The 18070-nt window shown below is 73.3% G+C and carries 16 protein-coding genes, 2 tRNA genes and 1 other RNA gene; 11 read left to right on the top strand and 8 right to left on the bottom strand.

All coding sequences use genetic code 11. The features are described 5' to 3' along the window. Nucleotides 1–5: 5 nt before the first annotated feature. The 3 genes from GA0070623_RS20005 to ffs all read right to left on the bottom strand — a co-directional run bounded on the left by GA0070623_RS20005 (nt 6) and on the right by ffs (nt 3468). A complete protein-coding gene (locus GA0070623_RS20005; RefSeq protein WP_067309858.1) occupies nt 6–314 on the bottom strand; it encodes a YbaB/EbfC family nucleoid-associated protein in 309 nt (102 codons plus the stop codon). A 108-nt stretch (nt 315–422) separates the two neighbouring features. Beyond that, nucleotides 423–3272 (bottom strand): DNA polymerase III subunit gamma and tau, encoded by a 2850-nt coding sequence (locus tag GA0070623_RS20000; protein ID WP_067309861.1) that lies wholly within the window; start codon nt 3270–3272, stop codon nt 423–425. 106 nt (nt 3273–3378) lie between these two features. Beyond that, nucleotides 3379–3468: signal recognition particle sRNA small type (gene ffs / locus GA0070623_RS19995), an RNA gene on the bottom strand. 82 nt (nt 3469–3550) lie between these two features. Here ffs and GA0070623_RS19990 point away from each other — a divergent pair. The 8 genes from GA0070623_RS19990 (at nt 3551) to GA0070623_RS19955 (ending at nt 10970) form a co-directional block, all read left to right on the top strand. Then, nucleotides 3551–3635: transfer RNA gene (locus tag GA0070623_RS19990), tRNA-Ser, on the top strand. 207 nt (nt 3636–3842) lie between these two features. After that, nucleotides 3843–4538 carry an alpha/beta hydrolase gene (locus tag GA0070623_RS19985; protein WP_067309864.1) on the top strand — a complete coding sequence of 232 codons (696 nt, stop codon included), beginning with the start codon at nt 3843–3845 and terminating at the stop codon, nt 4536–4538. An 82-nt stretch (nt 4539–4620) separates the two neighbouring features. After that, nucleotides 4621–5958, top strand: coding sequence for a helix-turn-helix domain-containing protein (locus tag GA0070623_RS19980; RefSeq protein WP_231932486.1), 1338 nt, complete (start codon nt 4621–4623; stop codon nt 5956–5958). Between the two features lie 21 nt (nt 5959–5979). Next, nucleotides 5980–6507 carry an NUDIX domain-containing protein gene (locus GA0070623_RS19975; protein ID WP_067309871.1) on the top strand — a complete coding sequence of 176 codons (528 nt, stop codon included), beginning with the start codon at nt 5980–5982 and terminating at the stop codon, nt 6505–6507. A 115-nt stretch (nt 6508–6622) separates the two neighbouring features. Further along, on the top strand, nt 6623–7237 hold the full coding sequence (locus tag GA0070623_RS19970; protein WP_067309874.1) for a hypothetical protein: 615 nt from the start codon (nt 6623–6625) through the stop codon (nt 7235–7237). A gap of 32 nt (nt 7238–7269) precedes the next feature. After that, nucleotides 7270–7764 carry a hypothetical protein gene (locus GA0070623_RS19965; RefSeq protein ID WP_407938004.1) on the top strand — a complete coding sequence of 165 codons (495 nt, stop codon included), beginning with the start codon at nt 7270–7272 and terminating at the stop codon, nt 7762–7764. Between the two features lie 143 nt (nt 7765–7907). Continuing rightward, nucleotides 7908–10541: a hypothetical protein gene (locus GA0070623_RS19960; RefSeq protein ID WP_157746986.1), complete on the top strand. Its 2634-nt coding sequence runs from the start codon at nt 7908–7910 to the stop codon at nt 10539–10541. A gap of 243 nt (nt 10542–10784) precedes the next feature. After that, complete coding sequence (locus tag GA0070623_RS19955) at nt 10785–10970, top strand: hypothetical protein (protein WP_067309883.1); 186 nt, start codon at nt 10785–10787, stop codon at nt 10968–10970. A 130-nt stretch (nt 10971–11100) separates the two neighbouring features. Here GA0070623_RS19955 and GA0070623_RS19950 read toward each other — a convergent pair. Next, nucleotides 11101–11187 (bottom strand) — tRNA-Ser (locus GA0070623_RS19950). Nucleotides 11188–11262: 75 nt separating this feature from the next. On the opposite strand from GA0070623_RS19950, the gene deoD reads away from it, so the two are divergent. Continuing rightward, nucleotides 11263–11973 (top strand): purine-nucleoside phosphorylase, encoded by a 711-nt coding sequence (gene deoD / locus GA0070623_RS19945; protein WP_067309886.1) that lies wholly within the window; start codon nt 11263–11265, stop codon nt 11971–11973. A gap of 155 nt (nt 11974–12128) precedes the next feature. On the opposite strand, the gene GA0070623_RS19940 is transcribed toward deoD, so the two are convergent. The 4 genes from GA0070623_RS19940 to GA0070623_RS19930 form a co-directional block, all read right to left on the bottom strand. After that, nucleotides 12129–12584: a nucleoside deaminase gene (locus tag GA0070623_RS19940; protein ID WP_084261377.1), complete on the bottom strand. Its 456-nt coding sequence runs from the start codon at nt 12582–12584 to the stop codon at nt 12129–12131. A gap of 184 nt (nt 12585–12768) precedes the next feature. Next, complete coding sequence (locus GA0070623_RS19935) at nt 12769–13305, bottom strand: tRNA adenosine deaminase-associated protein (protein ID WP_067309891.1); 537 nt, start codon at nt 13303–13305, stop codon at nt 12769–12771. 113 nt (nt 13306–13418) lie between these two features. Beyond that, entirely contained in the window at nt 13419–13586 is a 168-nt protein-coding gene (locus tag GA0070623_RS30425) for a hypothetical protein (protein WP_168222581.1), read from the bottom strand. A gap of 72 nt (nt 13587–13658) precedes the next feature. After that, complete coding sequence (locus tag GA0070623_RS19930; RefSeq protein WP_231932850.1) at nt 13659–14036, bottom strand: hypothetical protein; 378 nt, start codon at nt 14034–14036, stop codon at nt 13659–13661. Between the two features lie 120 nt (nt 14037–14156). On the opposite strand from GA0070623_RS19930, the gene GA0070623_RS19925 reads away from it, so the two are divergent. Both GA0070623_RS19925 and GA0070623_RS19920 read left to right on the top strand, forming a co-directional pair. Then, nucleotides 14157–14924, top strand: coding sequence for a M23 family metallopeptidase (locus GA0070623_RS19925; protein WP_067309894.1), 768 nt, complete (start codon nt 14157–14159; stop codon nt 14922–14924). Between the two features lie 142 nt (nt 14925–15066). Further along, a complete protein-coding gene (locus GA0070623_RS19920) occupies nt 15067–18000 on the top strand; it encodes a glycosyl hydrolase (RefSeq protein WP_067309897.1) in 2934 nt (977 codons plus the stop codon). The last annotated feature ends 70 nt before the right edge of the window (nt 18001–18070 follow it).

Below are 18070 nucleotides of genomic sequence, written 5' to 3'. Positions count from 1 at the left end.
GCGGGTCAGAATCCGGGCAGGCCGAGGCCGCCCATGCCGCCGGCCACCGGACCCATCTTCTGGTCGGTCAGCTCCTTCGCCGCCTCGGCCGCGTTGTGCAGGGCCGCGACGACCAGGTCCTCCAGGGTCTCGACGTCCTCCGGGTCGACCGCCTTCGGGTCGATCCTGATGCTCTTGATCTCGCCGGAGCCGGACACGGTCGCGGTGACCAGACCGCCACCGGCGGTGCCGGTCAGCTCGGCCTCGGCCAACTCGGCCTGCGCCTTGGCGATCTGCTGCTGCATCTTCTGCGCCTGCTTCAGCATCTGCTGCATGTTCGGCTGTCCACCTGGGCGCACGGAGGGCTCCTTCTCGCACTCGTCTGCTCGGCCGCGCCCAGCCTAGTCGGGGGCGGCCGGTGGTCCCGTCCGGGGAACGGCGCGTCAGCGCGCGTCCACCTCGTCGATCGTCTCGGCGCCGAACGCCTCCCGGAGCAGCTGCACCGCCTGCTCCTCGCTGGACTGCCGGGCGGTCCGCTCGTCGATCACCTCGTCCAGCGGCTCGTCGCCCGGATCGAACCCCTCGTAGGCCGGGGCGGCCGGGGCGACCCGGCCACCGCCACGCACCGGCCCGTCGTAGTCCGGGTCGTACGGCGGCTCACCGGCCCAGTCCGCGTCGGCCGTCTTCCGGGCCGGCTGGGCGGAGCGCGGCCCCTTGGCGGTGCCGGCGGCAGCCGCCGCCGCAGCCGCCCGGGCCGCCGCGATCGCACTGCTCTTCGGCCCGCCGGACGCACCCGCCGCGGGCGGTGCCGGGCTGGCCGGCGGTCCGACCGGCTGCGGTACGGCGGGAGCCGGCCTGGACACGGCAGGAGCCGGCTCCGGTACGGCGGGAGCCGCCGTCGCGGTGGCCGTGGCCCCGCCCGGACGGGCCGCCTCCGGCCAGTCCTCCTCGTCCTCAGCCGGAGCAGTGCCCGACGCGGCCTCCCCGGCTGCCGGCACGCCGGAGTACCGGGGCTCGCCCGCATCCGCCCGCCCGGCAGCAGGGGTCGACGCGGCACCGGCCGGACCGCCCCGCTCCACCCCGACGCCCACCACAACCGCCGGCCCCACCGAACCACCGCCGGCAACCGCCGGGCCGCCCGCACCACCCGGACCACCGGCTTCGGCGCCCGGACCGGCCGCCGGACGGGGCGGGCCACCGGCGTCGGCACCCGGAACGGCCGCCGGGCGGGGCGGGGCGGACTGCCGGGCCGGGCCGCCGAGCGCGGAGCCGCCCCGCTCACCGGCCACTTCGCAGCGGATCTGCCAGCGACCGCCGAACTCCTCGTAGAGCGCATCGGCCAGGACCGAGGTGTGCGCGCCCATCATCTGCGCGAGCACCGGCGACTTGACGGTCAGCACCAGGACGTCCCCGTCCACGTCGCGGACCACCGCGTCGCGCATCAGCGCAGCGGCCGGCTTCTTGACCCGATTGACCTTGGCCACGATCTCGGGCCACACCCGGCGCACCGCGACCGCGTCGAGGGCACCGGGCGCGGCGGCACCGGGCCGAGGCGGCTCCGGGGTCGCCGGGTCGGGCATCACCGCCGAGGCCGGCACCGAACGGCGGACCGGCGCTTCGACACCCGGCTGACCGACGGCGGGACCACCGGATCCGGTCGGCCTGACGGAGGCCGGGTCGGAGCCCATCGGGCCTGCAGAGGCCGCCCCGGAGCCCGTCGGGCCGGCGAAGGCCGGGTCGGCGCCGGTCGGGCCGGCAGCGGCCGCCCCGGAGCCCGTCGACCCGGCGGGAGGAGCGGAGGCCGGGCCGGTCGGGCCACCCCGGGCGGGAACGTCGGCAGCCGGACCGCCTACCCCAATGCCGGCGGCCGGATCCCGACGGGTGTCCGCCGTGCCGGCAGGATCGCCGGGAGCGGGACGCGGGCCGGGCGAGGTGGGCCGGGCACCCGCCGCCGCGGCGGCGGCACGGGCGGCGGCCGCCCCGGTCAGCCCACCGGCAGCCGCCGGCGGGCCGGCGGTCACCGGGTCGGACGCGGCGGCCGCCGCCCCCGGGGCGGGGGCCGTGGGGCGTACCTCCGGGGAGGTGGTGGGGGGTGCGGAGCCGGCGGGGGCCGGCGGCAGTTCCCCGCCACCCAGGGTGAGCCGGCGCTCCAGCCGTTCCAGGCGCTGGAGCAGGCCGCCGGTGGAGTCGTCGGCCCCGGGGAGCAGCATCCGGGCGCAGATCAGCTCCAGCAGCAGCCGGGGCGCGGTGGTACCGCGCATGTCGACCAGGCCGTTGTGCACGATGTCGGCGCAGCGGGACAGGGTGGCCGGGCCGAGCTGCTGGGCCTGCGCGGCCATCCGCTCGGTCTGGTCGGCCGGGCCGTCGATCAGGCCCTTGCCGGCGGCGTCCGGCACCTGCTGGAGCACGATCAGGTCGCGGAGCCGTTCGAGCAGGTCGGCGGCGAAGCGGCGCGGGTCGTGCCCGGCCTCGGCCACCCGGTCGACGGTGGCGTACGCCGCCGCGCCGTCCCCGGCGGCCAGCGCGTCGCACATCTCGTCGATCAACGCGGCATCGGTGACGCCGAGCAGCGCGGCGGCCCGGGGGTAGCTGACCCCCTCCGGGCCGGCACCGGCGATGAGCTGGTCGAGCACGGAGAGGCTGTCCCGGGCGCTGCCGCCCCCGGCGCGCACCACCAGCGGGAAGACCGCCGGATCGACCTTCACCCCCTCGGCCTGGGTGAGCTGCTCCAGGTACGGCCGGAGCACCTTCGGCGGGATCAGCCGGAACGGGTAGTGGTGGGTCCGCGACTTGATCGTGCCGAGGACCTTCTCCGGCTCGGTGGTGGCGAAGATGAACTTGACGTACTCCGGCGGCTCCTCGACCAGCTTGAGCAGCGCGTTGAAGCCGGCCGACGAGACCATGTGCGCCTCGTCGATGACATAGATCTTGAAGCGGCTCTGGGCCGGCGCGAAGAAGGCCTTCTCCCGCAGCTCACGGGCGTCGTCGACACCGCCGTGGCTGGCCGCGTCGATCTCGATGACGTCGATCGAGCCGGACCCGTCGGTGGCCAGCGACCGGCAGGAGTCGCACTGCCCGCACGGCTCCGGGGTCGGACCCTGCTCGCAGTTGAGCGAGCGGGCCAGGATCCGGGCGCTGGAGGTCTTGCCGCAGCCCCGGGGACCGGAGAAGAGGTAGGCGTGGTTGAGCCGCCCGCTGCGCAGCGCCTGCGACAACGGCTCGGTGACGTGCTCCTGGCCGATGATCTCGGCGAAGGTGCGCGGCCGGTACTTGCGGTAGAGCGCCAGCGTCACTCGCCCCGCCTCCTCTCGACCGAGCCATTCTGCGCCGGTCGGGCGCGGGTGACCACCCACCACCCCGGACCAGACCCGCAGGTACGGTACCGGTGGGGGGAGACGAAAAGGCCTCCCGTGCACCCGGCAGAGCTCGCTTATCCTTGCTGCCTTCCGGCCCTGGGGAGGTTCACGAGATACCGCCGCACGGGAGGTAGGCACCACCCTACCCGACCCCTGGTGGATCTTCGGGGGGTGGTGGGGTGGCCGGGCCGGCGGGGACCTGTATCCTGGCTCGCGGAGGATTCGCCTAGAGGCCTAGGGCGCACGCTTGGAAAGCGTGTTGGGATAAAACCCTCACGAGTTCGAATCTCGTATCCTCCGCTCGCCTGAGCAGGAAAAACGACAGGGCCGGCCCCGATCGGGAGCCGGCCCTCCGTCGTTTCCCGCGACGTCCGGACGCCCGCCCGCCGGCAGCGCCCGGTTCCGCTGCGCTATGCCCGTGGCAGAACGGGCGTACCGCGCCCCGTCCCCGTCTCTAGGGTCACCGCAGGTGGGGTGGCAGGCCGGTCGCCCGGTGAGGAGGCAGCGATGCGGATCGTCTTCGTGCACGGGGCGTGCGTACGCGACGGGGCGTGGTGGTGGTCCCGGGTCGACGCGCTGCTCGCGGCCGGCGGGACGACGAGCGTCGCGGTGCGGCTACCGAGCTGCGGCGAACTGCCGGACGCACGGCGGCCGGCAGGGCTGGACGACGACGTCGAGGAGACCCGCCGGGTCCTGCGCGACGGCGGGCCGACGATCCTCGTCGGCCACTCCTACGGTGGGGTGGTCGCCACTGCGGCGGCCGACGCCGGGGACGTCCGGCATCTCGTCTACGTCAGCTCGTTCCTGCCCGACGTGGGTGAGTCCCTGGCCGATCTCGGGCCCGCCGGACCTGCGCCCCACCTGGAATTCTTCGCCGACAGGACGTTCACGGCCCGGGCCGGGCTGGTCCCGCCGCTGTTCCTGCACGACTGTGATGCGGCGGCAGTGGAGGGCGCCATGGCCCGGCTGGTCCGACAGGACGCCGCCGTGCTCACCACCCCTGCCCGGTACGCGGGCTGGCGGTCGATCCCGTCCACGGCGGTGGTCTGCGCCGGGGACCGGGCCACCCCGCCCGAGGTGCAGCGCGCCCAGGCGGCACGGGCGGGACGGACCGTGGAGCTGGCCACCGGACACCACCCGATGCTCTCCCACCCGGAGCTGCTCGCCGCGCTGCTGTGGGAGATCGTCGCTGAACCCGACTGACGACGTATGCGCGGGGCGCATACCGTTCATCGGCCGGGGAGGTGGAATGGGCCGATCCAGCGCCTACGGAGGGGAGCCACCTGTGTCCGAGCCGTCGACGACCACCGGCTGCGCGCGGTGCGGTGGTCGCCTCGCCCGGGACAACCACACCGGCAGGTGTGCGCCCTGTCATACGGCGGAGCGGGGTCGGCTGGTCGCTCCGCCGGAGGTCCCGGGCAGGTTCTGGGAGCACGGGCCGGTTCGCCGCGCCCTGACCGAACGACATTTCGGGCGGCTACTGCGCGCCTACCGCCACCATCCCTATCACGGTCGACAACCGCTGCCCCAGACGATCGTCGCCGGCTGGCTCGGACTGACTCAGGCGCAGCTCAGCCGGGTGGAGACCGGCGCACCGGTCGTACACCTGGATCGGCTCGTCCGTTGGGCGCGTCTGCTTCAGGTGCCCGCTGCCCAGCTCTGGTTCCGGCTTCCTCAGCCCAGGACGGAATCGGTCGTCATCGGCGACGACGCGGTGCCCGACTCCCATCTGCTGCAAGCGCTTCGGTCGGCCGACCGGCAGATCGGGGGCAGGCACCTGTACGCCACCGTCGTGGCACACCTGGACCGTTTCTCCCAACGTGCGTTAGAGGGCGGTTCCTGGCCACGCCGAGCATTCGCCGTCGCCGCCTCGATGCACGAGATGGCGGGGTGGATGGCACACGACTCCGGATCACCGAGGCTGGCCGACCGTCACTTCCGGGACGCGCTGGGGCTGGCCGAACGCAGCGGCGAAACCGGTCTCGCCGGTCAGATCCGGGGAAGCCTGAGCCACCTGGCCAGTCATCAGGGCGAGGCGGTAGCCGCGATCTCCCACGCGGTCAGCGGGCTGAACGTCCTCGCCGACGATCGCACCGCCGGCTCGACCCGTGCCCGGTTGTTCGCACTCCACGCGCGCGGCTTGGCATTGGCGGGCAGGACCGATGAGTGCCACGCTGCGCTTCAGCAGGCCGAGCGGGCGTTGACCGCACCCCACGCCCCGCGCGCGGAGTGGTTCAGCCCGTTCGACGCCAACTCGCTACAGGTCGACGTGGCCCGCTGCCTGCTCCGACTCGGCGATCTGACAGCAGCGGTCGATGTGCTTGACGGCATCATTGACGAACAACCTGTCGGACGGGTGCGTAGTCAGGCGCTCGCTCGGCTGCTGCTCGCCGCCGCGATGATCGGCCAGGGGCGGGCCGACGAAGCCTGCCCGGTGGTGCACCAGGCGATGGAGCAGAGCACCGGGCTCGGTTCGGCGGTAGTCGTCGACCACATGCGGCAGGTCGCTCTGCTGCTGCGCTCGCACGTCCGCCGTTGCGCGGAGGTGCCGCCGCTGCTGGACCGGCTCCAGCAGACGTTCCAGGAGAGGAACTGGTTGGCCACCCCGCTGCCGAATGCCTGAGACCCGCCCACAATAGCTGTCATGGCCGATCAGCGCCCGCTCTACGAACGCGATCCGGACGCCTGGCAGGCGTACCTTGCGGAAGGCAACGCGAAGCAGGCCCGGAAGCGGGTCGGCGCAGACGTGCTGCTCCGCAACGAACGGGGTGACGTCCTGCTGGTCGATCCGGACTACAAGCCGGACTGGGATCTTCCGGGCGGGATGGTCGAGGCCAACGAGGCACCCCAGTCGGCGGCCGAACGGGAACTGCACGAAGAACTGGGCCTCCGGCGGCGGGTCGGTCGCCTGCTGGTCGTGGACTGGGTCGCGCCACACGGCCCCTGGGACGACAGCTTGATGTTCGTCTTCGACGGCGGGCTGCTCGATGCCGAACCGACCCCGGCGGACGGGGAGCTGCGCGGATCTGGCTTCTTCCCCGCCGATCGGGCCCGGACACTCCTGCGGCCCTACCTCTGGAGCCGGCTCCGCCATGCCCTCGACGCGGCCGAGGACGGCTGTCCGCGCTATCTGGTCGACGGCATGGACCAGGGGTCGACATCGCGCGGGTGACCGAGCGCATCGGCTGAATTGCCGCACCGAACCAGTACCGTACGGGCACTCACGGCGGCCCGGGACCCGTCGTACACATGTGCTATCCACAGGCTGTGGACGGCGGGGGGATTGGATGAGTTACCAGCTCAGCGCGGTCGTCGCGGATGTCGAGTTGCTGCGTGAGCAGATCGCCGACCTGGATCACGCGGTGCTGGCGGCGCTGCGGCAGGATTTCGCGTTGCTGCCGGTGACCCCGCAGCTGGTCGAGGAGCTGACCGGCGCGCTGCCGGACTTCCACCCCGAGGAGCCGACCGCCGAGCAGCCGTTCGAGCTGGTCTTCTCGCCGGCCCTCGGCGCACTGCTCGACAGCTGGTCCCGGCGCGGTCCGGTGGCGTACCTGGAGGCGGAGTTCGCCGGCGGCCTCGGCCGTCAGGCCTCGGCGGTCTGGCTGGGCGGCCGGCTGAGCTGGGGTCCGCGCTTCGACCACACGTTCACGCTGCCGCGTGGGGAGTGGCCGATCAACGCGGCGCTGGTCCGGCTCGGCGCGGAGCCGGGGCGGTGGCTCGACCCGTTCGCCGAGCTGGGCCTGCACCTGGAGCGGAACACCGCCGGCTGGTTGGCCCACGGCCGGCGCGGGCTGACCGCCGACTACTGGGACGAGTTGGCCGAGGAATGGGAGGAGCGGCAATTCCCGGCTGACCAGCAACCTGAACGCCCCGGTCCCGTTGTGGACTGGGGGATTCTATGAAATTGCGACAATTCGCCGTGCTCGCGGCGTTACTGGTAGCTGCCTCGGCATCGGGCAGCGGCACCCATCCGTCCGGACCCGACATCCCGGCGCGGCCGATCGGCCCCGGCCAGGTGGTCGGCCTGCACGGCCTGTCCGGGGCCGAGTTCGGCGACAGCGAGACGGAGCTGACCCGGCGCGGGATGCTCCGTACCGCCGCCGACACCTGCGGTACGACGCTGGCCGGGCACGGGACGGCCAGCCCGATCTTCGTCGACGACCGGCTGGTGCTGCTCTGGCTCGACGACCCGATGAGCACCCCGGAGGGGATCACCGTGGGCACCCCGGTCGGGGAGGTGCTCAGCCGCTACCCGTCGGCGGTCCGGCTGCACGCGCCACCGCGGACGTACCGGTTCGACGGGCTGCTGGCCCGCGACGGCGAGCGGGGCTACCTCTTCCTGCACGACGGCACCGCCGTCCGGGAGATCATCGCCGGGTACGCCGACTGGGCCCGTCGCCTCTTCGACGAGGGCTACGGTCCCTGCTGAGCCGAGGGCTACGGCCCCTGCTGAGCCGACGTCGCGGACCGGGCGAGAATCCGGCGGACCAGCCGAGTATCCGATGGCCCATGATCGACCACCGTGGAATCATCTGCTCGCCCGCGCAGCGGCGCGGCAGCCCACGGGGAGTCATGGTGAGAACGACGCTGTCCACACGCCCGCACCGCCGACCGGGCGCGAGGTGGCTGGCGGTCGTCGCCACCGTCGCCGCGACCATCCTGATCGGACCGGCGGCCACCCTGGCGGCCGGCCCCACGACGAACCCGTCGAACGGCGACACCGCGACCGGTGCACGGCCGGCAGCGCCGGCGCCGGCACCAGCGCCCGCCGCACCGGGAACGGCACCGGTCGGAGCCGGATCGGCACCGGTCGGACCGGGAACGGCGACGGGTCGCCCCGGGGCGGCGGCGACCACGCCGGGCAGGACGGTCGGGCGTCCGGCACCCCCCGGAAAGCCCGCGGCCGAGGAGACCGAACCGCCGGTACGCACCTCCACCCGCACCGCGCCCCCGCAGGCGCCCCGCCCCGGGCGCACCTGCGGCGGGGTCCTGCCGCTGGGCACCGTGGTGACGTGCGCGGCGATCGTCGACACGCAGCAGCACCGGTGGACGGTCACCACCCCCGCCGACCAGGACATCCTGGTCACCCAGCTCACCCGGGGCAGCGGCGACCACGCCCAGGGCTGGGTCACCGACTCCGCCGGCGCGCACGTCTGCTGGTTCGGCGTCGACTCGGACAGCTGCCAGCTCGGCCCGGCCGGCACCTACACGGTCACCGTCAAGCTGCCCTACCCCACCGGCCGCGGCGACTACACCCTGGCCGTCGAGTCCACCCGGGCACCGTCGACGTGTCGGGAACTGCCCGAGTCGTTCTTCTCGTTCGCCTCCCCCGGGGTCACCGGCACCCTGGCGGCCGGCACGGCGGCCCACTGCTTCCGCTTCGACCAGCCGGTGCACTCGGTGCTGCGGACGTACGACCCGAGTGGCGAGTTCGACGTGCGGGGGCAGGTCCTCGACGCCGACTTCCAGCCGCTGTGCGAGGTGCGGTACGTCGACCGGTGCACCCTGGACCGGCGCGGCCCGTACCGGATCCTGCTCCGGGAGCAGTACGGCACCGCCAGCGCGTACACCCTGCGGATGCCCCGGCTGTCGCACCCGGTCGGCTGCCCGGCCGTGCCGCTGGCCCCGTTCGGTGATCCCGGTGCGGCCGTGGGCAGCGGGACGGTGAGCCAGCAGGAGGAGGTCGGCTGCCACGTGGTGACCACCCCGGCCGCCGGTCCGCTGCTGGTCCGGCTCAACCAGTACCACGACCAGTACCTCGCCTGGACGATGTACGACGCCGCCGGTGACCAGGTCTGCTCCGAGTACGACCCCGGCCGGGGCTGCCCGGTCCCGGCCGCCGGGTCGTACACGCTGCTGATGCTCAACCGGAACGACTTCGGCACCGCTATCGACTACCAGGTGGCGGTGACCCGTCTCGACCACACCGACGGCTGCGCGCCGACCACCGGCACCTCCTGGGACCAGGCCGCCCTCCGGCTGCACCAGACCTCCCAGGTGCAGACCAACTGCCAGCCGTTCACCGGCACCGCCGGCCAGCGGATGGTCACCTACGTCGCGCCCGACAGGTACAACGACGCATGGGCCTGGCTGGTCGACTCCGCCGGCACGGCGATCTGCACCGGGTCGTCGGATGAGGAGGAGGACGGCTGTGTGCTGCCCGCCACCGGCACCTACCGGGTGATCGCGTACCTGAGCTGGTGGCAGACCGACAGCGTCGACCTGACGTACCGGTTGCAGGTGCGCCGGCTCTCCGACCCGGCCGGCTGCCCGACGATCACGCCCGGCGGGTACGACGCCGCGCCCGCCGGGGCGCTGGGTGGCATCCGGTGCCGGATCCTCGACCTGCCCGCCGCCGGCACCTACCGGGTCAAGGCGATGACCGACGACAACTACCGGCGGTACGGCAACGTCTACGACAGCACCGGGCACAAGCTCTGCACCGGCATCTCCTGCGCGGTGCCGGCGGCGGGGCGGTACACCCTGGTCCTCGACGGCAGCATGACCCGGACGGTGATCGACAACGACGCCCAGCACGCCTTCGCGCTGCTGCCCTGGCAGGTCACCGGCTGCCCGACCGTCTCCGACACCGGCTGGCGGGACGCGCCGCAGCAGGGCACCTTCGAGGTCCCCGCGCAGTACCGCTGCCTGCGGCTGCCCAGCCCGGCCGGGGCGCGGGTGGTCGGGCTGCTGCCGGGGGACGCGACGGAGGCGACCACGCCGGAGATGAGCGTGGTCGACGCGACCGGCGACGAGGTGTGCGACTACTACTCGTTACGTCAGTACGCCTGCGCGCTGACCGGACCGGCCCCGCACTCGGTGCTGCTCAGTGCCCGTGACGGCTACCCCTCCACGTCGTACACCTTCGGGGTGGCCCGGGTGGACGGCCCGCCGGCCTGCCCGGTGCTGGCCGGCGACGCGGCGGGGTCCACGGTGACCACCGGCCCGGACCGGTTCGCGGTCTGCCTCTCGGTGCCGGCCGACCAGCACGCCGCCCGGCAGAGTTTCACCTGGTCCCGGACGGCCGGTGCCGGCGATGCGCGGCTGTCGGTCTTCGACGCCCAGGGCGTCCGCTACTGCGGCCCGAGCGGCTACTCCGTGGGGCGGACGATCACCTGCTCGCTGCCGGCCGGGCCGGTCACCGTGCTGCTGGAGTCGGACGCGCTCGACGCGAGCTACCGGATCACCCACGCGCCGGCCGGGTGACCCCGCGTGGTGGGCCGGCGCGTTCCGGCGCGCCCCGGTTCCGCCGGCCTGCTTCGTGTCGATCACGCACGGGGGATCCCACTGTGACGCCCGGTGCCCTATCATCAATATGCACGTGCATATGCACGTGCATATGCACGGTCCCAAGACGTCGACCGTCGCGCTGAGGAAGGCCCGAAAGCGCGACGGCACCCGCTGCCACGGGTGCCGTCTGGGATCTCCCACCAGAAAGGACATCCGCAGATGAGGCTACGTCAGCCCGCCGGAACGCCGTACTCCGCACCGGACCTTCCGCTCCGGATTCTCGTCATCCTGGCGGTCTCCGCCCTGCTCGGCATGCTCGCCTGGCAGGTGCCGGGGACGGTGAACCCGATGCTCACCGCCGTCGCCGTCTACGCGGTGCTGGACCGGCTGACCGACCACCGGTAGTCCCGGCCACGAGGGCACCCCGGGCCGACCCGCCGACCCGGCCCGGACAACCGAGACCGGAACTGGGGCCACAAGCGAAACGCCCGGTGCGATCCTCACGGATCGCCCGGGCGTTTCGCCTGTTCGCGAGCGGTGGCGGCGGGATTTGAACCCGCGGAGGGCGTAAACCCTCACACGCTTTCGAGGCGTGCTCCTTAGGCCACTCGGACACGCCACCGCCGACGAGGGTACAGGAACCCCGGTTCCGATGCCGCACCGGTATCGCTCCGGGCGGCCTGGCAGGATCTTTGCCATGAGTACGCACATCGGCGCGAAGCCGGGCGAGATCGCCGAGCGGGTCCTGATGCCGGGCGACCCGCTGCGGGCCAAGTGGATCGCGGAGACCTACCTCGAGGACGCCACCTGCTACTCGACGGTGCGGGGCATGCTGGGCTTCACCGGGCGGTGGAACGGCGTGGACGTCTCCGTCCAGGGTTCCGGCATGGGCATGCCGTCCGCCTCCATCTACGCCCACGAGCTGATCAACGAGTACGGGGCGAAGACCCTGATCCGGGTCGGCTCCTGCGGCGCGCTCACCGAGGACCTCCGGCTGCGCGACGTCATCGCGGCGATCGGGTCGTCGACCGACTCGAACATGAACCGGATGCGCTTCGACGGGTTGATCGACTACGCCCCGGTGGCCGACTTCGGGCTGCTGCGCACCTCGGTCGAGGTGGCCGAGCGGCGCGGTGTCACCATGCACGTCGGCCCGATCCTCGCCGCCGACGCCTTCTACACCGACCGGCCGGACCTGTACGACACCCTGGCCGACTACGGCGTGCTGGCGGTGGAGATGGAGTCGGCCGCCCTCTACACGATCGCCGCCCGGTTCAAGGCCCGCGCGCTGACCCTGCTGACGGTCAGCGACCACATCAAGACCGGCGAGAAGACCACCGCGCAGGAACGCGAGCAGACCTTCGGCCAGATGGTGGAGATCGCCCTGGACACCGCCGTCACCCGCTGACCGCCGCCCCGACGGCTCGACGGCTCGACGGCTCGACGGCTCGACGGGGCCGATGTTGCGGTGTCCCACCCCGGCGATACCGCGACATCGGCCCCGTCGCCCCAACCCAACCAACCCCGACCCGACCCGCCCGGCCCCGTCGGCCCGACGCGGGGTCAGCGGAAGAAGGCGCGCAGGACGGCGGCGTTCTCCGTCTCCAGGACCCCGGCGTAGACCTCGGGGCGGTGGTTGAGCCGACGGTCGCGCAGGACGTCCCAGAGCGAGCCGGCGGCCCCGGTCTTGGGCTCCCACGCCCCGAAGACGACTGTGGAGATCCGGGCCAGCACCAGCGCGCCCGCGCACATCGTGCACGGCTCCAGCGTCACCACCAGCGTGCAGTCGTCCATCCGCCACCGGCCCAACCGGGCGGCGGCCCGGCGCAGCGCCAGCACCTCGGCGTGCGCGGTGGGGTCGCCGGTCAGCTCCCGCTCGTTGCGGCCGACGGCCAGCTCGGTGCCGTCCGGGCCGTAGACGACCGCGCCCACCGGCACGTCGTCCTGCGTCGTCCCGTCACCGGGGCCACCTGTGGGCGGTTCGGGACCGGTGACGGCGATCTCCAGCGCGCGGCGCATCCACCGCTCGTGCCGCTGACGGCGATCGGTCGGGCCGGGGTCGGCGAGCGAAGCCGGGGCGGGGTCGGGTAGCAGAGCCGGGGCGGGGTCGATCAGCCGCGCCGGGCCGGGACCGGGCAGCGGGGCCGGGTCGGGGTCGGACGGCCGTGCCGGGTCGTGGGCGGCCGGGGAGGGGGGAGGTCGGTCAGACCTCACGCAGCTCCTCGACCTCGTCGGCGCAGCCGAGCACCTGGCACACCTCGGCGGTCACGTCGGCCGGGAGCATCCCCTCGTGGGCGCAGAGCTTGAGCAGACGTTGGGCGGAGACGCCCAGGTCGGCGAGGATGTCGGCCTCGCCCACCGGGTCGGCCTCCGGGTCGACGACCGGTTGCTGCCCGCTCTCCTCGTCGCCCCCGCCGACGGTGGTCGACGGCGGCTCGTCGACGTCGTCGAGGTCGGTGACCGAGGTCTTGAGGTCGCCGACGAGCAGCGCGCCCAGCCGGGACTCCTCCGCGTACGCCGAGTCGGAGCCGAAGACCCGCAGGTCCTCCCCCTCGTCGAGGCGCAGCAGCACCAGGTACGCGTCGTCGGCCTCGACGAAGAGCAGCGACACCTCGGCGTCCGGTGCGACGTCGCGCAGCCGGTCGGCGACCTCGTCGACGTCGGTGGCGCCGCGCAGGTTCACCTCGGCGGCACTCCAGCCGCCCTCGACGCGCACTGCGGCGGCAGCGAAGTACGACATGGTTCCCCCAAAAAAGACCTCGGCACAGCCGACTCGTTACGCGTGCACGTTAACCGGTCGGGTCGGCAGCCGAGCGGTCAACGCCCCGAAGGGCCGGCAATCCGGGAAATTCGTCAGCCGGCGACGCGGCGGCGGGTGGCGATGAGCTGGCGCAGCCGCTCGGTACGTTCCCGCTGCGGCCGTTCCCGCTGGCGTACCGCGCGGGCTCCCGCCAGCTCGGCGAGAATCTGCAGGCGGCGGCGGCTCCGCTCGGAGTCGAGCCGCGGGGTGTTCCAGGCCATACCAAGAGCGTCCCCAGTCACAGCGAGTACGTCAAGATGGTGCGGCAAACGAAGCCGTGCGATGACACGGTGTCACCACATCGGCCAGTCCGCGCTCACCGCCCACCGCGTGACGACGACCGCGAACGCGATGCTCCATCCACCCGCGGTGACGATCGCGACGCCGGTGCCGGCCCCCCGGTCGCCGTACCGGATCAGGGCCAGCGCGACCAGCCAGGCCAGCGCGCCGGCGACGAACGTCCACCAGGCGTACCCGCTGACGTCCCGGCCGAGCAGGCCGAAGAGTGCCAGCCAGGCGGCGGCGAGCGCGCCCCCCGCGGCCACCGCCGCACCGGTGACCGGGTGCGGTTCCCGCCAGGTCGGCCGGCGGGGCGGCCCGGCGGGGAAGAGACCCGACGGGACGTACGGGAGCCGGGGCGGCAGGGGTCCGGGTTGCTGGTTCGTCGTGATCACTGCTCCCCCTCCGGCCGACCGGACCGCGCCGCACCGGCGACGCCGGGCCGGGCCGGCGGGTCGGCCGGGGCCGCTGTCGGTGTGACCTCCACCGTAGCCGTCTGCCAGGATGGCCGAATGTCCTCGCTCCGGCCCGACCGACGGCGCACCCGTCCGGCGTACCCCGTCCTGCTGCTCGTGGCGGCGTTGCTGGGTGGCTGCGGGACGGACCGACCGGTCGCGCCCCCGGTCTGGGACGATCCGACGGCAACGGCGAGTGGCGGGTCGACGGTGCCGGCGACCCCGACGGGTTCGCCCTCGGCCACGCCGGCCCCGACCGGGTCGCCGTCGGCCACCCCGGCCCCCGCCGCTCTGCGCCGGGTCTTTCCGGTACGGGCGGGCAACGTCTCCTACCACCCGACGCACTCGGGTTACCCGGGCACGGACATCTTCGCCGACTGCGGCGAGCCGGTGGTGGCGGTCACCGACGGGACGATCCTGGAGGTCAGCCGGGTGGACCGGTTCGACCGGAAGGGACCGCTGGGTCCGTACAACGGGGGCCTGTCGGTGTCGCTGCTGGGCGACGACGGGGTGCGCTACTACGGCTCGCACCTGAGCGCGGTCAGCGCGGGGATCGACGCGGGCGTCCGGGTGTCCGCCGGGCGGCAGCTCGGCGAGGTGGGTCGGACGGGTAACGCCAACAACGTCTGTCACCTGCACTTCGGGCTGTCGCCGAAGTGCACCGGGCACGACGACTGGTGGATCCGGCGGGGCGTGGTGTGGCCGGCGAAGTACCTGGACTCCTGGCGGAGCAAAGGCAACCGGTCGCCGGTCGCGGCGGTGACCGCCTGGGAGCGGGAGCACGGCTGCCCCCGTGCGCCCGGCCGCGGGTCGAACGCCGGCTGACCGGCGGTACGCATTGACGTAGGTATTACTCGTCGGTTAACGTCCCGGAATGAGAGAGCGCTCTCTGGAATAACTATCCTCCCTAATTCCGACGAACCGCGTGTAGCTGGTCGTCCCGGCGGCCCCGCGCGGAGGAGGCCCGATGACACCTCCCGTCCCCCGGCGCCGTACCCCCTGGGTGCTCGCCACCACCACCGCGATCACCGTCCTCGTCGGCGGACTCACCCTCGGCACCGCCGGCACCCCCGCCGAGGCCGCCAGCGTCGGTGCCGGCAGCTACACCACCGACCCGGTCGGCCCGCTCCCCGTCGGCTGCGGCGACCTGTCCACCAACCCCCGCCAGTACGCCACCGCCAACGCCCCCGCCGGGCCGGTCCCCACCAACGACTGGTGGTCGTCGCTGCTGTGGAAGAAGACCAACTGCTCCTACGGCGAACCGCTGCACGCCCACCCGCTGTCGTACCAGACGTTCAGCGACGGGCTCGGCTTCTCGGCGCCGTCCACCGCCACCGTCACCGGCAGCCCGACCGGCGTGGGCGAGTTCAAGTACACCTACACCGAGGACATCCGGGTCGGCGTGGCCGCGCTCGGCGCACCGGTGGTGAAGGTCGACGACTGGTCCGACTGGACGGTCACCCCGTACTGGAGTGACGGCGCCCGGACCCTGCGCGCCACCATCGGCCACGGCCTGCCGTTCGCCTACTTCCAGGCCAGTGGCGGAAACGCCCAGATCAACCCGACCGGCGGCGCGGCCACCGTCTGGTCCAACAGCGGCGGCACCATCGGCTTCACCGTCCGGGGCCACGACTACGTCGGGTACGCCCCGACCGGCGCGACCTGGACCGTCGCCAACGGACGGATCACCTCCACCCTGGCCGGCAAGGGCTACTTCTCGCTCGCCCTGCTGCCGCCCACCGCCGACGCCACCGCCCGCGCCACCCTCGCCACCAGCTACGGCCGGTACGCCCACGCGCACGTCACCGGCACCCGGGTCGGCTACACCTACGACCCGGCGACCAGCACCGTGAACACCACCTACTCGTTCACCACCACCGCCCGGGAGGGCACCGCCGGCCAGACCGTGGTCAGCCTCTACCCGCACCAGTGGAAGGCGCTCGCCGGCAGCACCCCGCTCAGCCAGACCTACCCGTCGGCGCGCGGTCGGATGAAGGTGCTGACCGGGGTGTCCTCCTTCCGTACCGCGATGAGGTTCCACGGGGTGCTGCCCGAGGTGCCCGCCGTGGCCACCGGATCCGGCAGCGACCTCGCCCAGCTCAGGGAGCAGCTCGCCGCCGTCCGGGGCAACCCGATGGACCAGCGCGGCGGCGACACCTACTGGACCGGCAAGGGCCTCGGCCGGGCCGCCCGGATCGCCGAGATCGCCGACCAGGTCGGCGACACCGAGACCCGTAACGCGGCGCTGAGCGCCATCCGCGGCACCCTGACCGACTGGTTCACCGCCACCCCGGGCAAAACCGCCAAGATCTTCTACTACGACCGCAACTGGGGCACCCTGATCGGCTACCCCGCGTCGTACGGGTCCGACCAGGAACTCAACGACCACCACTTCCACTACGGGTACTTCATCGCGGCGGCGGCGACGCTGGCCAAGTTCGACCCGGCGTGGGCCGCGCAGGGCCAGTACGGCGGCATGGTCGACCTGCTCATCCGGGACGCCAACAACTACCAGCGCTCCGACACCCGCTTCCCCTACCTGCGGGACTTCGACATCTACGCCGGGCACGACTGGGCCTCCGGGCACGGCTCGTTCAACGCCGGCAACAACCAGGAGTCCTCGTCCGAGGGGATGAACTTCGCCAACGCGCTGATCCAGTGGGGGCAGGCCACCGGCAACACCGCCGTCCGGGACGCGGGCGTGTTCATGTACACCACCCAGGCCGCCGCGATCCAGGAGTACTGGTTCGACGTCGACGACGAGAACTACCCGGAGACGTTCGGGCACTCCACCGTCGGCATGGTCTGGGGCGACGGCGGGGCGTACGCGACCTGGTTCAGCGCCGAGCCGGAGATGATCCAGGGCATCAACATGCTCCCGGTCACCGGCGGGCACCTCTACCTCGGCTACCGACCGGCCTACAACCGGGCGAACTATGCCGAGCTGGTCCGCAACAACGGCGGCGAACCCAGCGTGTGGCAGGACATCCACTGGCAGTTCCTCGCCCTCGGCGACCCGGACGCGGCGCTGGCCAAGCTGCGGGCCAACCCCGGCTACACCCCGGAGGAGGGGGAGAGCCGGGCGCACACCTTCCACTGGGTCCGCAACCTCGCCGCGCTCGGCCAGGTCGACACCACGGTCACCGCCAGCCACCCGCTGGCCGCCGTGTTCAGCCGCAACGGCGTCCGCACCTACGTGGCCAGCAACATCACCGCCGCGCCGCTGACCGTGCGGTTCTCCGACGGCACCAGCCTCACCGTGGCCGCCGGGAAGACCGCCACCAGCGGGGCGTACACCTGGAGTGGCGGCAACGCGGCCGGCGGCGCCAACCCGAGCCCGACGCCGACCACCTCGCCCACCCCGACCCCCACGCCGACCGGGCCGTCGCCGACCCCGACCAGCCCGACCCCGCCGCCGACCACCCCGCCGGCCGGCTCGCCGACCCGGTTCCTGCTGGCCGGGGGCGGACTCGGGGCCGCCGGCAGCGCGGCGACGGCCACGGTGCCCGGCAGCGGCGGCGTCAACCACGACGGCACCCCGGCCAACCCGGTGGTCTTCACCGCCACCGGCCTCACCCTCACCCACACCGGGGGCCAGACCGGATTCGACCTGTTCCTCGACGCCGGCCAGTCGGTCGGCAACGGGGTGCAGGCCCGGATCTCCTACGACCTCACCGGGGACGGAACCTTCGACCGGGTGGAGACGTACCGGTACTTCGCCACCGATCCGGTGCCCGGCTACGAGCACTACACCCAGAACGCCGGCCTGTTCTCCGCCGCCGGCACGCTGGGCAACCTCTCCCGGGGCACGGTCCGGGTGGAGGTGTGGTCGGCGATCGGCGTCAACCCGTCCACCCTCGGCATCGGCAACCAGTCGGTGGTACGGCTGCCGTACTCCTGATCCGGCCCACACCGCCAATCCCCGCGCCGCCGGTCGTCACCCGACCGGCGGCGCGGGCGCGTAGGTTGCC

The organism is Micromonospora rifamycinica (assembly GCF_900090265.1).
Classification (GTDB): Bacteria; Actinomycetota; Actinomycetes; order Mycobacteriales; family Micromonosporaceae; genus Micromonospora; species Micromonospora rifamycinica.
This window is presented reverse-complemented; position numbering and strand designations above follow the sequence as displayed.

Coding starts and splice junctions, on each gene's coding strand:
- GA0070623_RS19925 (WP_067309894.1), top strand. CDS start 14,157: ATGTCCTCGCTCCGGCCCGACCGACGGCGCACCCGTCCGGCGTACCCC.
- GA0070623_RS19985 (WP_067309864.1), top strand. CDS start 3,843: ATGCGGATCGTCTTCGTGCACGGGGCGTGCGTACGCGACGGGGCGTGG.
- GA0070623_RS19970 (WP_067309874.1), top strand. CDS start 6,623: ATGAGTTACCAGCTCAGCGCGGTCGTCGCGGATGTCGAGTTGCTGCGT.
- GA0070623_RS30425 (WP_168222581.1), bottom strand. CDS start 13,586: ATGGCCTGGAACACCCCGCGGCTCGACTCCGAGCGGAGCCGCCGCCGC.
- GA0070623_RS19975 (WP_067309871.1), top strand. CDS start 5,980: ATGGCCGATCAGCGCCCGCTCTACGAACGCGATCCGGACGCCTGGCAG.
- deoD (WP_067309886.1), top strand. CDS start 11,263: ATGAGTACGCACATCGGCGCGAAGCCGGGCGAGATCGCCGAGCGGGTC.
- GA0070623_RS19960 (WP_157746986.1), top strand. CDS start 7,908: ATGGTGAGAACGACGCTGTCCACACGCCCGCACCGCCGACCGGGCGCG.
- GA0070623_RS19955 (WP_067309883.1), top strand. CDS start 10,785: ATGAGGCTACGTCAGCCCGCCGGAACGCCGTACTCCGCACCGGACCTT.
- GA0070623_RS19920 (WP_067309897.1), top strand. CDS start 15,067: ATGACACCTCCCGTCCCCCGGCGCCGTACCCCCTGGGTGCTCGCCACC.
- GA0070623_RS20005 (WP_067309858.1), bottom strand. CDS start 314: ATGCAGCAGATGCTGAAGCAGGCGCAGAAGATGCAGCAGCAGATCGCC.
- GA0070623_RS19935 (WP_067309891.1), bottom strand. CDS start 13,305: ATGTCGTACTTCGCTGCCGCCGCAGTGCGCGTCGAGGGCGGCTGGAGT.
- GA0070623_RS19940 (WP_084261377.1), bottom strand. CDS start 12,584: ATGCGCCGCGCGCTGGAGATCGCCGTCACCGGTCCCGAACCGCCCACA.